A 14,284-nucleotide genomic window follows, 5' to 3' on the forward strand; every position below is an offset into this window, starting at 1 on the left:
TCATCTCCTCAGCGGTCCGCACGGGTGGCGGGGCGATCCGGTGCAGCGGGCTGCACCTGGACCTGCACGTGCGCGGCGACGTCCGCAGGCAGGCGCGGCAGCAGTGCGTTTCGCAGTGCCTCCGCGCGCTGTCCGGCAAGCGCGGGTGTCGCCTGCCCCTTCACGACGTTGACCCGTCCACCGCCTTGGGCCTGAAGCGTGCTTGCGGCATGCGCCAGCACCGCCTCGGCGGCTGCACCGAGCGTTGCCTGGCCGGGAACGAACAACGCTTCGCCGACCTCCAGCACCTGTTGAGGACGTTGCGGTGGCCCTTCGCCCAGCTGTCCGTCCGGCATGCCCACGCCGAAGTCGAAGCGCACCGGCAGCCCCGGGGTGATCCGGCGTACCAGCGGATTGCGCGTGGTGAAGCGCGCCTCGGCCGGCAACGTGGTCGGGTCGACCTTGAGGATGAAGTTGCGTCCGCGTGCCTGGCCACCATTGATGCCGACCAGGTGGTAGCGACCCCAGGCGTCGGTTTCGATCACGAGACCTTCCACCGACACGACGCGCACACCGGGTATGCCGCGTTCGCCGGGGTCCTGTGCGCCATTGCCGTTGCGGTCGTCGAACACGCTGCCAATGACCAGGCTTTCGTCCAGCAGCGGGTCGCCGATCACCTCGACATCGGCAGAGGCCACGTTGCTGATGGTCGTCCCCAGCACGTCGTTGGCAGTGATGCGGTTGGTGTGGATGCCCACGCCCACGCCGGCGCCGACGCGCAGGTAATACACCAGCGTGGCGCTGCCACCGGCCGGGATGTCCACCCCGTCGATGCGCAGCGGCGCAATGCCGCTGGCGCGGGCCGCGTTGTCGGCGTCCTGGACCTCGAGGCTGCCCGGGATGAAGGTGAAGCCGCTCGGCAGGGTGTCGTACAGGGTTGCGCCCAGCGCGTCGACGTCGCCCATGTTTTCCACGGTGACCACGTAGCGCACCACATCGCCCACCTGCACGCTGCGCTGGGTGGCCTGCTTGGTCAGCCGCAGCACGATCGTATCGGCGGTGACCACCACGTTGACCCAGCCTTCCACGCACACCGGCGTGGGCAACGAACGGTCGCAGATGTTGTAGCTGAAGTTGTCCAGCCCGCTGTAGCCGACGAAGGCGGTGTAGACGCAGTCGCCATTCGCGCAGGTGGCACCGCCGCTGGACGCGGCACGACCCAGGCGCATGGAGGCCGGATTGATGGTCGCCCCGCTGGTGGTCAGGTTGTCCAGCAACGGAACCGTGGTAGTGGTACCGCTGAGCACGGTGATGTTCTCATCCACCACGTCCACGTCGTTCGGGCCGGTCTGCACGGTCACCGTGGCGCTGCTGCAGTTCTCCGGCGTGGCTTCCGAGCAGACGCTGTAGGTGAAACTGTCCGTGCCACTGAAGTTGGTCATCGGGACATAGCGCAACCGGGCATTCGGAAGCACCGAGGCCGTTCCCATCGTGGGCGCGGCGCTGACGGTGACCACCACGTCGTCCGGATTGATCGGCGTGCCATTGGCAACGTCGTTGGCCAGCACCGGGACGTCCACCGCAACGCCTTGCGGCGTGGTCGCCTGGTCGTCGCTGGCTACCGGCATTGCGTTGGGTGCAGCGGCCAGCGTCACCGACAGCGTGCCGGTGTCGCACACGGTCGGCTGCGCTACCAGGCAGATCTGGTAGGTGGTGGTGTAGGTCGTTCCCGGGGTACCCGGCGCCACGGTCACGCTGCCGTCGGGCTGGATGGTCAGCGCCGGGGTGTTGACCGGGGTCAGCACCACGGAGGAGGGATCCACCGGCGCACCATCGAGCGTGTCGTTGTCCAGCACGTTGCCCAGGCCACTGCCGCCGCCCGGAGGTGCATCGGGCACGGTGTCGTCTGCCGCCACCACCACACCCGCATTGGCAAGGGTGACCGACACCGTGCCGACATCGCACACCGCCGGCTGCGTCACCAGGCAGATCTGGTAGGTGGTGGTGTAGGTGGTGCCAGGCGTACCGGCCGCCACATCCACGCGGCCATCGGGCTGGATGGTGATCGCCGCCGTGTTGGCCGGGGTCAGCACCACGGTGGTCGGATCGAGTGCCGCGTTGTTGTACGTGTCGTTGGTCAACACATTGGCTACACCGGTCGCACCGGTGACCGGTACGTTCGCCACGGTGTCATCGACCGCGTCGAGCAGGCCCGGCGTGCTGGCCAGGGTGACCGACACGGTGCCGATGTCGCATACCGCAGGTTGCGCCACCAGGCAGATGCGATAGGTCGTGGTGTAGGTCACGCCCGGCGTACCGGCCGCCACGTCCAGGCTGCCGTTGGGCTGGATGGTCAGTGCGGTGGTGTTGTTGGGGGTCAACTGCACCGTGGCCGGATCCAGCGCGGCGCCGTTGAAGGTGTCATTGGCCAGCACGTTCACCACACCGAGCGCACCGGTGGCCGGCACGTTGGTGAGGGTGTCATCCACCGCGTCCAGGGTGCTGGCAGTCACTGCAACGGCGACCGAGGCGGTATCGCACACATTGAGATTGGGTGCGGGCAGGCACGCCTGATAGGTGAAACTGTCGTTGCCGGTAAAGCCCGCATTGGGCGTGTAGCTGATGGTGTTGTCGCCGTTGACCAGGGCAACGCCATTGCTCGGCGGGGCCAGGACCGTGATCACCGGGTTGACGGGCAGCGTGTCGTTGGCAGCCACGTTGAGCACGGTCGTGCCAGCGCCAGCGGCCAGACTGTCATCGATGGCATCCGGACGCACCGCCACCAGTGCGGTCGCCTGGGCACAGTTGGTGGGCTGTGCGTTTTCACACACCTGGTACGCAAGGGTGGCCGCAGACGGCGGCGTCCCCGGCGCCACCGTGACCACGCCTGTCGACGCAATGCTGTAGCCCGCAACCGGCGTCACCAGCGTGGCGGTGACCGGCGTGGTCCCCGGCACGATCGGTGCACCGTTGAAGGTGTCGTTGAGCAGCACGCTGGGCGTGTTGCCACCGGCCGCAGGTGCAATGGGCGTGCCACTGAAGTCGTCGCCCACGGCGGCCAGCGACGTGGCGGTCACGGTCAGGCTGACCGACGCCGTGTCGCAGACACTGGCGCCCGGGGCAGGCAGGCACACCTGGTAGGTGAAGGTATCGCTGCCGCTGAAACCGGCATTCGGGGTGTAGCTGATGGTGTTGTCGCCGTTGACCACGACGGTGCCGTTGGTCGGCGCCGCCGGAACGGTGATGACCGGGTTGAGCGGCAGCGTGTCGTTGGCGGTGACGTTGAGCACCGTGGTGGCGCCTGCACCGGCCGACAGCGTGTCATCGGCAGCGACCGGACTCACCGCGACCACCGCGGCGGCCTGCGCGCAGTTGGTCGGCACGGCGGTCTCGCACACTTGGTAGCCCAGGGTGGTGGCCGCCGGCGTGGTACCCGGCGCAACCGTCACCACGCCGTTGGCGCCCATGCCGTAGCCCGCGACCGGCGCGAGCAGCGTGGCGGTCACCGGCGTCGTGCCCGGCACGATCGGTGCACCGTTGAAGGTGTCGTTGAGCAGCACGCTGGCGGTAGTGCCGCCCGTGGACGGTGCAATCGGGGCAGCGGTGAAGTCGTCGTTGGTCGCGGCGACACTGGTGGCCGCAATGGTGAGGGTCACGGTCGCGGTATCGCACACAGCGGCGGCAGGCGCCGGCAGGCAGGCCTGGTAGGTGAAGCTGTCCGGACCGGTGTAGCCGGCGTTGGGGGTGTAGCTGATGGTGCCGTCGGGGTTGAACACGGCCGTGCCGTTGGTCGGCGCGACCGGGAGGCTCAGGGTCGGCGTGGCCGGCAGGGTGTCGTTGCTGGTGACGCTGAGCACGGTGGTGGCACCGGCCGCGGCGTTCAGCGTGTCATCGACGACCACCGGGCTGACCGCAACCACCGCGGTGGACTGCGCGCAGTTGGTCGGCACGGCGACTTCGCAGACCTGGTAGTTGAGCGTGGTTGCGGCCGGGGAAGTACCGGCTGCAACCGTGACCACACCATCGGGGGCGATGCTGTAGCCCGCGACCGGCGTGACCAGGGACGCCGCCACCGGCGTGGTGCCCGGCACGATCGGCGCACCGTTGAAGGTGTCGTTGAGCAGGACGCTGGCGGTGCTGCCACCGCTGGCCGGCGCAATCGGCGCGGCGGTGAAGTCGTCGGCGGTGGCGGCCAGCGTGGTGGCGCTGACGGTGATGGTCAGCGTGGCGGTATCGCACACTGCGGCACCCGGCGCCGGCAGGCAGACCTGGTAGGTGAGCGTGTCCGGACCGGTGTAGCCCGGCGTGGGGGTGTAGCTGATCGTGCCGTCGGGGTTGGCCACGGCACTGCCGTTGCCAGGCGCCACGCTGACGGTGACGGTCGGATTGGTCGGCACGGTGTCGTTGGCCAGTACGTTGAACACCGTCGTGGTACCGGTGGTGGCCGGCAAGGCATCGTCGGCTGCATCGGGACTGACCGCAACGACCACGCTGGACCCGGCACAGTTGGTGGGCACCGCGTTCTCGCAGACCTGGTAGTTCAGCGTGACTGCAGCGGGTACGGTGCCGGGCGCGACGGTGATCACGCCGTTGGCGTCCATGCTGTAGCCGGTCACCGGGGTGAGCAGGGTCGCGCTCACGGCGGTGGTGCCGGGCACGATGGGAGCACCGTTGAAGGTGTCGTTGAGCAGCACGCTGGCGGTGGTGCCACCGGCGGCCGGTGCAACGGGCGTGCCGGTGAAGTCGTCAGCGGTCGCCGTGATGCTGCTGGTCCCTACCGTCACGTTGACCGTGGCGGTGTCGCACACTGCGGCACCGGGCGCCGGCAGGCACAGCTGATAGGTGAAGGTGTCCGGACCGGTGAAACCGGTAGTGGGCGTATAGCTGATAGTGCCGTCGCCGTTGACGGTGGTGGACCCGTTGGTGGGCGCCACCGCAACCGTGACCGTCGGATTGACCGGTGCGGTGTCATTGGCCAGCACGTTCAGTACGGTGGTGGTGCCGGCAGTGGCGGGCAAAGCGTCGGCCACTGCATCCGGGCTGACCGCGACCACGGCGGTGGCACCGGCACAGTTGGTCGGGACTGCGTTTTCGCAAACCTGGTAGTTCAGGGTGACCGCAGCGGGCGTGGTGCCGGCCGCCACGGTGATCACACCGTTGGGCGCCATGCTGTAGCCGGTGACCGGCGTGGACAGGGTTGCAGTAACGGGCGTGGTGCCAGGCACGATGGGCGCACCGCTGAAGCTGTCGTTGAGCAGCACGCTGGGGGTGCTGCCACCCGTGGCGGGCGCGATCGGCGTGGCGGTGAAGTCATCGTTGCTGGCGGTCAGGGTGGTGGCGCTGACGGTCACCGCGACAGTGGCGGTGTCGCAGACCCCGGCCCCCGGCACCGGCAGGCACAGCTGGTAGGTAAAGGAGTCCGCACCGGTGTAAGCACCGTTCGGCGTGTAGCCGATGCTGCCGTCGCCATTGGCCACGGCGGTGCCGTTGGCCGGTGCGCCGACAATGCTCACCACCGGATTGAGCGGCGCCGCGTCATTGGCCAGCACGTTGAGCACGGTGCTGGTGCCAGCGGTGGCCGGCAGCGCGTCATCGACTGCATCCGGGCTGACCGCGACCACCGCCGTCGCAGCAGCACAGTTGGTCGGCAAAGCGGTTTCGCAGACCTGGTAACCCAGGGTCACCGCTGCAGGCGTGGTCCCGGCCGCCACGGTGATTACCCCGGTGGGGGCCATGGTGTAGCCGGGCACCGCATTGAGCAGCGTGGCGGTGACCGGCGTGGTGCCCGGCACGATGGCCGCACCGTTGAACGTGTCGTTGAGCAGCACGCTGGCGGTACTGCCACCGGCCGCCGGCGCGATCGGGGTGGCGGTGTAGTTGTCGTTGGCGGCGGTGAGCGTGGTGGCGCTGACCGTGATCGCCACCGTGGCGGTATCGCAGACGCTGCCATGCGGCGCCGGCAGGCACAGCTGGTAGGTCAGGGAGTCCGGGCCCACGAACGGGCCGGTGGGGGTGTAGCTGAGGCTGCCATCGGCGTTCACCACGGCGGTGCCGCCGACCGGGACCACGGTGATCGTGACCACCGGCGATACCGGCGCAAGGTCATTGGCCAGCACGTTGAGCACGGTGGTGGCCCCGGCGGTGGCCGGCAGCACGTCGTTGACCGCGTCCGGGCTCATCACCACCACCGCAGTTGCGGCGGCACAGTTGCTGGGCAACGCGGTTTCGCAGACCTGGTAGTTCAGCGCGACCGAGCCCGGCGGGGTGCCGGCAGCCACCGAGACCACGCCGTTGGCAGCCATGCTGTAACCCGACACCAGCGTGGTCAACGATGCCGTCACCGGCGTGGTGCCCGGGACGATCGCTGCACCATTGAAGGTGTCGTTGAGCAGCACGCTGGGCGTGCTTCCACCGGCGGGCGGGATCGGGCTGGCACTGTAATCGTCGTTGACCGCGACCAGTGCGGCGGCGGCGATGCTGATCGCCACCTGCGCGCTGTCGCAGACAGCGCCATCCGGTGCTGGCAGGCAGACCTGGTAGGTGAGCGTGTCCGCACCACTCTGCCCGGCGGTGGCGGTGTACTGCAGGGTGCCATCGGCCGCGAGCACGCCGGTGCCCTTGGTCGGGGCCAGAGTCACGGTGAAGGTGGCGCCGGCCGGCACGTTGTCGTTGGCGGCCAGATTGAAGCTGCCCGGCTGGGTCCCTGTGACCGCGACGCTGTCGTCCAGCGCATCCGGCGCGATCAGCACCTGCACCGCAGCGGTGTCGCAGTTGGTGGTGGAGCCCAGTTCGCACAGCTGGTAGGTGAGCGTAGTGGCGCCGGCCGGGGCGAAGCTGGCCACGTTGATCACACCGGCCGCATCCATGCTGAAGCCCGTCGGCGCGCCGACCAGGTTCACGGTGACCTGCAGTGGATTGGCCGCTGCACCGTTGAAGGTGTCGTTACCCAGCACGCTGGGCGTACTGCCACCGATGCCCGGCGCGAAGGCCGGTGTACGGAAGTTGTCGTCCAGCGCATCCAGGGTGTTGGCAATGACGGTGATGTTCACCGTGCCGGTAGCGCAGGTGCCGGCGTCAGGTGCGGGTAGGCAGACCTGGTACTGCAGCGTCTGCGCACCGGCGCCGGCCGGGGTGTAGACGAAGGTGCCATCGGCCTGCAGCACGAAGCTGCCCGCCGCCGGGGGCGTCAGCACGCTGTAGGTGGAACCGGCGGGCGCGTTGTCGTTGAGGCTGACATCGCCCGGCAGCGGCTGGCCGGCCGGGGTGGTGTAGGTGTCATTGGCGGCCGCGGGCGCGATCAGCAATGCCACCTGCGCGGTGTCGCAGTTGCTGGTGGTACCCGCTTCGCACAGTTCATAGGTGAGACTCACCGCGCCTGCAGCGGCACCTGCAGGTACGTTGATCACGCCAGCACTGGTGATGGTGTAGCCCGGCGGCGGTGCATTGACCAGGCTCAGCGTGACCTGGGCGGCGGCGGCAGGCGCGCCGTTGTACAGGTCATTGCCCAGCACCGACGGCGTGCTGCCGCCGGTGACCGGCGAGATCGCGGGGGCGGTGAACGGGTCGTCCACCGCGTCGACCGTGTTGGCCGCAATCACCAGCGTGGCGGTGGTGGATGCGCATACCGCCGAGTTCGGCGCAGGCAGGCAGACCTGGTAGGTGAAGCTGTTGCTGCCGGTGCTGCCAGCGGGCGAGGTGTAGGTAAAGGTGCCGTCGTCGTTGAACACCAGCGTGCCCACGGTCGGCTGGGTGAGCGCGGCGAACACCGCGCCGGCCGGCGGCGCATCGTTGGTGCCAACGTTGCCGTTGACCGCCTGCCCGGACTGCACATTGAACGTATCCGGTTGCGCCGGCGGGCTGACCAGCACCTGCACATTGGCGGTGCTGCAGTTGGCCGGCACCGCGTTTTCGCACAGCTGGTAGCTGAGCGCGGTGGCACCGGCGGGCACGCCAGCCGCCACCGTGATCACACCGGTGGACGCATCCAGCGTGTACCCGGCCACGCCGCCCTGCAGGGTGGCGGTGACGGTGCCCGGGGTGACCACGACGCCGTTGAGCGTGTCGTTGCCAAGCACGCTCGGCGTGCTGCCGCCGGTCAGCGCCGACACCGGCGTCGGGAACAGGTCATCGTTGGCCATCAGCGCATTCGCGCCCAAGGTCACCGTTACGAGCGCGGTGTCGCAGACCCCGGCGGGACTAGGCAGGCACACCTGGTATCCAAACGTGTCGGTTCCGGTGGCACCGGCAGCGGGCGTGTAGGTGAAGGAACCCTCCGCATTGACGGTGACGCTGCCCTTGGTCGGCGCAGCACCGCTGGCGGTGAATGCCGAGCCGGCGGGGGTGTTGTCGTTGCTGCCGACGTTGCCCGACACCGGCTGCCCGGCGCCGGGCGTGGTGACGGCGTCGTCGACCGCATCCGGTGCCACCACCAGCTGCACGCTGGCGGTGTCGCACAGCGTGGGTGCGGCAGTCACGCAGATGCGGTAGGCCAGGCTGACCGGACCGGCCACGGCATTGGCCGGCACGCTGATGAGCCCCGCTGCATCCAGGGTGTAACCGGCCGGTGCCGTGATCAGGGTGGTGGTCAGATTGGCGGACGACACAGGGGTGGCGTTGAACGTGTCGTTGGCAAGTACGCTGGTGCTGGTAGTGCCACCTGACGCCGCCGGGATCGCCGGGGTGCTGAAGTCATCGTTGACGGCGTCGATGACGTTGGCGGTGAGGTTGACGGTGACCGTGGCGGTGTCGCACACGCTGCCATTGGGCGCGGGCAGGCACAGCTGGTAGGCGAACGTATCGGTTCCGGCGGCCCCCGCGTTGGCGGTGTAGGTGAATGCACCGGTGGACTGCAACACCACGCTGCCCTGGGTGGGGGCGGCGCCGGCCTGCGCGAAGGTGGCGCCGGCAACGGAGTTGTCGTTGCTGCTGACGTCCGCGTTGACGGCCTGGCCGGCCTGGACGGCAACGCTGTCGTCCACCGCGTTGGGGCTGACGATCAACGCGACGTTGGCACTGGCGCAGTTGCTCGGCGAGGCGGCCTCGCAGATCTGATAAGTGAGCGCGACCGGGCCGGCGGCGGCCGTGGCCGGCACGCTGATGGTGCCGTTGGCGTTGATCGCGTAGCCCGCAGGCGCCGTGGTCAGCGTCGCGACCACGGCTGCATCGGCGAATGCGGCACCGCCCAGAGTATCGTTGGCGAACACGCGCGGCGTGGTGCCACCGGCCCCCGGCGCCACCGGCGTGGCGCTGTAATCGTCGTTGTTGGCGACGATGGCGGCGGCCTGCACCGGAATGGTCGGCGTGGTCCCGGTGTTGTCGCCCGGGGTTGGATCGGTGGTGCCGGGCGGCGCGGTGATGGTGGCGGCATTGGCCGAGATCGTGGCCGGGGTCACGGTGGGTGCAGCGCCGTTGACCAGCACCACCAGGACCTCCCCTACGCCGACGTTGACACCGACGTTGATGCTGCCGGTGCCCGATGCGGCGCTGCACGTAGTGGCTGCCGATACCGGCGCGCAGGTCCAGGTGACGCCGGTGAGTTGCGTCGGCACCGAATCGGACAGGGTCGCGCCCACCGCCTGGGACGGTCCCGCATTGCGTACTTCGATACGGTATTGGACCGGCGCGCCAGCGGCGACCGGCACAGGCGTGGTGATGGTCTTGATCACGCTCAGTTGCGCGGTGGCGGCAAGCGTATTGCTGTCGCTGCTGCTGTTGTTGCCCGGGGTGGGGTCGGAGATGTCGGCCGGCGCGGTGACCGTGGCGCTGTTCACCAGCGGGTTGCGGTACGCCTGTGCGTGGACGCTGGCCGTGGCCAGGGTCATGAGCAGTGCGGCAAGGAAGCGGCGAACGCTGGCGGTCGACATGCAGGTATCCTCGATAGCACCGCGCAGGGGGCTCCCCACGCGCTACGCATTGCGACGTTGCTGTCGGCGCGCCACCGCGGCGGCGCGCCGGATGAAGACGACTAGTACGCGGCGGGGTCCGCGCTGAAGATCACCGGCACCGTGATCGTTGCCGTCCCCCCGTTGACCAGGTCCACGCAGCGCTCAACGTGGCCCCGGCCGGAAGGGTGTCGGCGACCTGCGCGGCGGTCACCGCATCGGGCCCCGCATTGCTGACGGTGATGACGTAGCTGGCCGCGCCGCCTGGCGTGTAGGTGCCGCTGCCATCGGACTTGGTGATCGAGAGATCGGCCTGTCGCGTGCGGTTGGTGATCCGGCAGACAACGTTGAGCGGCTGCGCGGACAACGCCGGCGAGGTGAAGGTGAAGTTCTGCCCGGTGCCGCTGGTCAGCGTGGTGCCCGCCTGGTCCTTGCATTCCCAGGTGCTGGCGTAGCGACTCAGTACGGTTGCGGTACCGGCGGTTTCGGCCAGCGTGTAGATCGTGCCGGGTGCGGTCACCACTGCCGTGGTCGCACCGTTGTTGCCGACGTTGGCAACGCTGACCAGGACGGTGGCGCCCTGCGCGACGCTGAGGTTGAACACCCCGGTGTCGGTGGTCGGCGCAAGTGTCTTGACCAGCTGCACGGTGGCCGCGCAACTCTGCGAGATGCTTTCCACGGTAAACACGGCTTGGCCGATGCGGATGCCGAGCAGGCCCAGCAGGTTGTCGACCACGCCCCCCAACACCGCCGACAGCACCGGCGCAACCACGGCAGTAACCACCGGACGCAGGGTCTGGAGCAGGCTGCCCACGACGGCGTTCACGATGTTGCCTACCGGCAGTGGCAGCACGATCAGGTTGTTGACCAGGCGCACCACCGGCGTACCGCTGGTGATCTGCAGTTCCAAAGAGTTGACCAGGGAGGTGACCAGCGCAGTGGCGCTTACGGTCCCGCTTGTGAGCGTGCGGGTCTGTTTGAATGGCCCGGTGAACACCACGGACTGCGTTGACGGTGTCGCGGTGGCGACCGCGCGCAGCGACACGGCAAGCGGTATGTCCACATCGGCCACCCTCAGGCCAGCAAGCAGGTTGACGCCCACCGTCACCGCCAGCGACGTTGCGGTGATCGGGGTGACGCTGGCCGGGGTCAGTACGGCGGTACGGTTGAAGAACACCGCGTCGGCGATGGTGCCGATGTACAGGTTGACCAGGCCCGGGCGCGCCTGCAGGGTGACGGCGTTGCTGGCCAGGTTGACGGCGTTGATGGTGCCTTCGGCACGTGCGATGTCGGCATACACCGAAAGGTGCAACAGCGAGGCGGTGATGTTGGTGCCGGCCAGCGAGACCAGGCCGCCGATGTTGAGCCCGTTGAGCGCGGACACGAGCGGCGCGAGGGTCAGGCCCTGGGCGACGTCGAAGTCGAGCTTCAGGCGGATCGCGGCGCTGTGGAAGCCGGTGCCGACCGGGCCGCAGTTGTAGGTGGGCGGTTCCACCACCTGTGCCCAGATGCGGACGTTGGCGAGGCCACCGAGTCCGAGCGGGGCAAGCTGCGCGGTAGTCAGGGTCACCGGCGTGGGCGTGGTCACCACGTTGCGGAAGTTGTACAGCTGCACGCCGCCGGTGATGAGGTCGAGCACGTCCAGGTTGACGTTGGCCAGCGATCCGGGCGGCAGGCTCACCTGCAGCAGGTCGGCGAGGCGGATATTGCCGGTGAGGCCACCGATGGAGGGGGTGAGCAGGTTCAGCGCATTGGCGGCAGCGGTCTGGCCGTCGGCCTGCAGCACCGAGACCAGCGCGGCCTGCAGCTGGGCCAGGGTGATGTTCGCATTGAGCACCTGACTTGGGTCACTTACGACAACTCCCCCATTAAGTTGGGTAAGTAACGCATTCAGATTTACATCGGCAGCGGCCAGGCTGTTCCAGTCGAGCGCTGTTAGATTGATATTCGTACCAGGCAGCAGCGTGGAAAACAGCAGATTCAGTACGGGGCTCTCCGCGCTGCTTACCTGGACCAGCCGCGGGCCGGCCGAAACGCAGGCGCCGTTGGCCGTGCACGCATCCTGCGCCTTCACGGAGGAAACTCCGCCGAATAATGAGAGGACCATCACAAACAGCAGGCCGAATTTCGCAAACCTGAATCGTCCTGACACAATATTCACGCCTGAAACATTATCCATTTTCCGTCCCCCTGCGCCGAGCTGCATTGCTCCCGCACGGTTGGCGAACCAACCATGGGATCCATGCAGACCTGCTTTTTTCGACGTTTTTTGAATTGCCGGCGATGTGTGGCCGGTTTCACAATTAATTACGTCGGCGAACGGATTGACGCAAACAAGGTTTTGTGAAGACCCGCAGTTAGCAGTACTGACGTTCACGGGAGAAAAGATGGGAAACCCTTGAGCGGCAGACACGGACAGCGATTCTGTACATTCGGAAAAAAGAATCGCTGCCCGGTTAGTATCGATAACTACCCATCGCAGAAAGGACACGCAAGGGAGAGATTTCAATGCTGTCGATGTCGGATCGAATTCGAGCAGCACGGACCACTGCAGGGCTTTCACAGACGCAACTGGCTCTGGAAACCGGTGTAAAACGCAGTGCGGTCGCGCAGTGGGAGCGAAAGGAGGGCACTACCCCCAGCGTGTCGCATCTGGCACAGATTGCTGTCGCCACCCGCGTAAGGTTCGAATGGCTGGCAACCGGAAGGGGATGTGCCAAACCCGATGGTGACGGCCTGCACGGCACCGTGCAGCCGAATGCGGATTACGTACAGAACGACCTGGAAGGCAACATCCTGTCGCTGGTGCGGCGCCTGCCGCCGCGCAAGCGCCGGATGGCCCATGCCATCATCGAGATGCTGGGGGTATAGCCGGGTCGAGCGCCGCCCGCGGCGGCAGCGACCAGTCGACGCGGCCCAGGCCGCGTCGCTCCAGGTAGTCATTGGCTGCGGAGAAATGCCCGCAGCCCAGGAAGCCGCGGTGCGCCGACAGCGGCGACGGATGCGGCGCCTTGAGCACGCGATGGCGGGCGGTGTCGATGACCTTGCCCTTCTGTTGCGCGTAGCTGCCCCAGAGCAGGAACACCAGCCCCTCGCGCTCGCGGTTGAGGGTCTCCACCACGTGGTCGGTGAATCCTTCCCAGCCACGCTTCTGGTGCGCACCGGCCTGCCCTTCTTCCACGGTCAGCACCGCATTGAGCAGCAGCACGCCGCGCTGCGCCCACGGCAACAGGCAGCCATGGTCCGGACGCGGCAGGCCCAGGTCCGATTCCAGCTCCTTGTACATGTTCAGCAGCGACGGCGGCACCGGTACGCCGGGCATCACCGAGAAGCTCAGGCCATGCGCCTGCCCTGCCCCGTGGTACGGGTCCTGGCCGAGGATGACCACCTTCACCTGCTCGAACGGGGTGGCGTCGAAGGCGGCGAAGATCTGCGGGCCTGGCGGGAATACATGCGCCCCGGCCGCCTTGCGTTGGCGCAGGTAGGCCGCAAGCTCACGCATCTCCGGGCGCAGCAGGTAATCGCCGATACGGGCCTTCCAGCTGGGTTCGAGCTGGATGCCCGCCTGTACGTCGTCGTTCATCGCACCATCGGTTTTTCGTTGAGGCGGGCCAGGCGCAGCTGGAACAGCACCTTGGTCACCAGCAGCCGCTCTTCGATCGGCTTCTGCACCAGGTCGTTGGCCCCGGCCTGCAGCAGGCTGGACTGGTTCAGCGGATTGCCGTCGCCGGTCATCACCAGCACCGGCAGGCGGCGCTTGCCGTAACCGAAGTCCACGCGCACGCGCTCGACCACATCCAGGCCACTGAGCTCGCCCTTGAGGGTCACGTCGGTCAGCACCAGGTCGATGCGGTGGCTGCTGCGGCCCAGCGATTCGGCGGTCAGCAGCGCGAAGGCCTCTTCGGCGGTCATCACGTGCAGCACGTTGAGGCTCTGGCGCTCGAGCATGCGCTTGGTCGCCTCGGCGACCACGCGGCTGTCTTCCACATACAGGATGGTGGCGCCGGGAATGGTTTCCGGCTGCACATAGCCGCGGATGAAGGTCGCCAGCGCCTCATGCCCCAGCGCCTTGTCGAAATAGTCGGTGACGTAGTCGGTGAAGCGGCGCTGCTCCAGGTGCTGCTGGGCGTCGCCGGAGACCACGATCACCGGCACATAGGCCTGGCCGGCGGTTTCGCGGACCAGCCGCGCCAGCGCCAGGCCGTCGCCGTCGCTGAGCGTGAGCGAGGTGGTGACCAGGTTGACCGGACCGGCCTCCAGCGCCTTGCGCGCGTCTTCGATGCTGGCGCAGCCCACCACTTCCACGGCCGGCAGTTCGCGCTGCAGCACGTCGGCGATGAGCTTGCGGACCAGCTTGGAACCATCGACCACCATGACGCGCGGCGCGTCATCGACCAGGTGCTTCAATACTTGCGGACGCATGC

The 14,284-nt window shown here is 67.9% G+C and carries 5 protein-coding genes; 1 reads left to right on the forward strand and 4 read right to left on the reverse strand.

All coding sequences use genetic code 11. The features are described 5' to 3' along the window. Window positions 1-8: 8 nt before the first annotated feature. Together C2U58_RS11880 and C2U58_RS11885 are read right to left on the reverse strand one after the other, a co-directional pair. Complete coding sequence (locus C2U58_RS11880; protein ID WP_102946044.1) at window positions 9-9,842, reverse strand: Ig-like domain-containing protein; 9,834 nt, start codon at window positions 9,840-9,842, stop codon at window positions 9-11. 130 nt (window positions 9,843-9,972) lie between these two features. After that, window positions 9,973-11,697, reverse strand: coding sequence for a DUF11 domain-containing protein (locus C2U58_RS11885; RefSeq protein ID WP_172448133.1), 1,725 nt, complete (start codon window positions 11,695-11,697; stop codon window positions 9,973-9,975). Between the two features lie 671 nt (window positions 11,698-12,368). Between C2U58_RS11885 and C2U58_RS11890 the strand changes: the two genes are divergently transcribed. Further along, window positions 12,369-12,731, forward strand: coding sequence for a helix-turn-helix transcriptional regulator (locus tag C2U58_RS11890; RefSeq protein WP_102946046.1), 363 nt, complete (start codon window positions 12,369-12,371; stop codon window positions 12,729-12,731). Here the strand turns inward: C2U58_RS11890 and ung are convergent. Together ung and C2U58_RS11900 are read right to left on the reverse strand one after the other, a co-directional pair. Then, window positions 12,709-13,443: a uracil-DNA glycosylase gene (gene ung, locus C2U58_RS11895; RefSeq protein ID WP_102946047.1), complete on the reverse strand. Its 735-nt coding sequence runs from the start codon at window positions 13,441-13,443 to the stop codon at window positions 12,709-12,711. The two genes, C2U58_RS11890 and ung, sit on opposite strands and share 23 nt — an antisense overlap. Next, a complete protein-coding gene (locus C2U58_RS11900) occupies window positions 13,440-14,282 on the reverse strand; it encodes a response regulator (protein ID WP_102946048.1) in 843 nt (280 codons plus the stop codon). Before C2U58_RS11900 ends, ung begins: the two co-directional genes overlap by 4 nt. Window positions 14,283-14,284: the final 2 nt, after the last annotated feature.

It is taken from the genome of Stenotrophomonas sp. VV52 (genome assembly GCF_002893095.1).
Taxonomy (GTDB): Bacteria; Pseudomonadota; Gammaproteobacteria; order Xanthomonadales; family Xanthomonadaceae; genus Stenotrophomonas; species Stenotrophomonas aracearum.

What these genes read in the sequence shown, in the direction of transcription:
- C2U58_RS11880 (WP_102946044.1), bottom strand. Translation starts at nt 9,842, where the DNA reads ATGTCGACCGCCAGCGTTCGCCGCTTCCTTGCCGCACTGCTCATGACC.
- C2U58_RS11890 (WP_102946046.1), top strand. Translation starts at nt 12,369, where the DNA reads ATGCTGTCGATGTCGGATCGAATTCGAGCAGCACGGACCACTGCAGGG.
- ung (WP_102946047.1), bottom strand. Translation starts at nt 13,443, where the DNA reads ATGAACGACGACGTACAGGCGGGCATCCAGCTCGAACCCAGCTGGAAG.
- C2U58_RS11900 (WP_102946048.1), bottom strand. Translation starts at nt 14,282, where the DNA reads ATGCGTCCGCAAGTATTGAAGCACCTGGTCGATGACGCGCCGCGCGTC.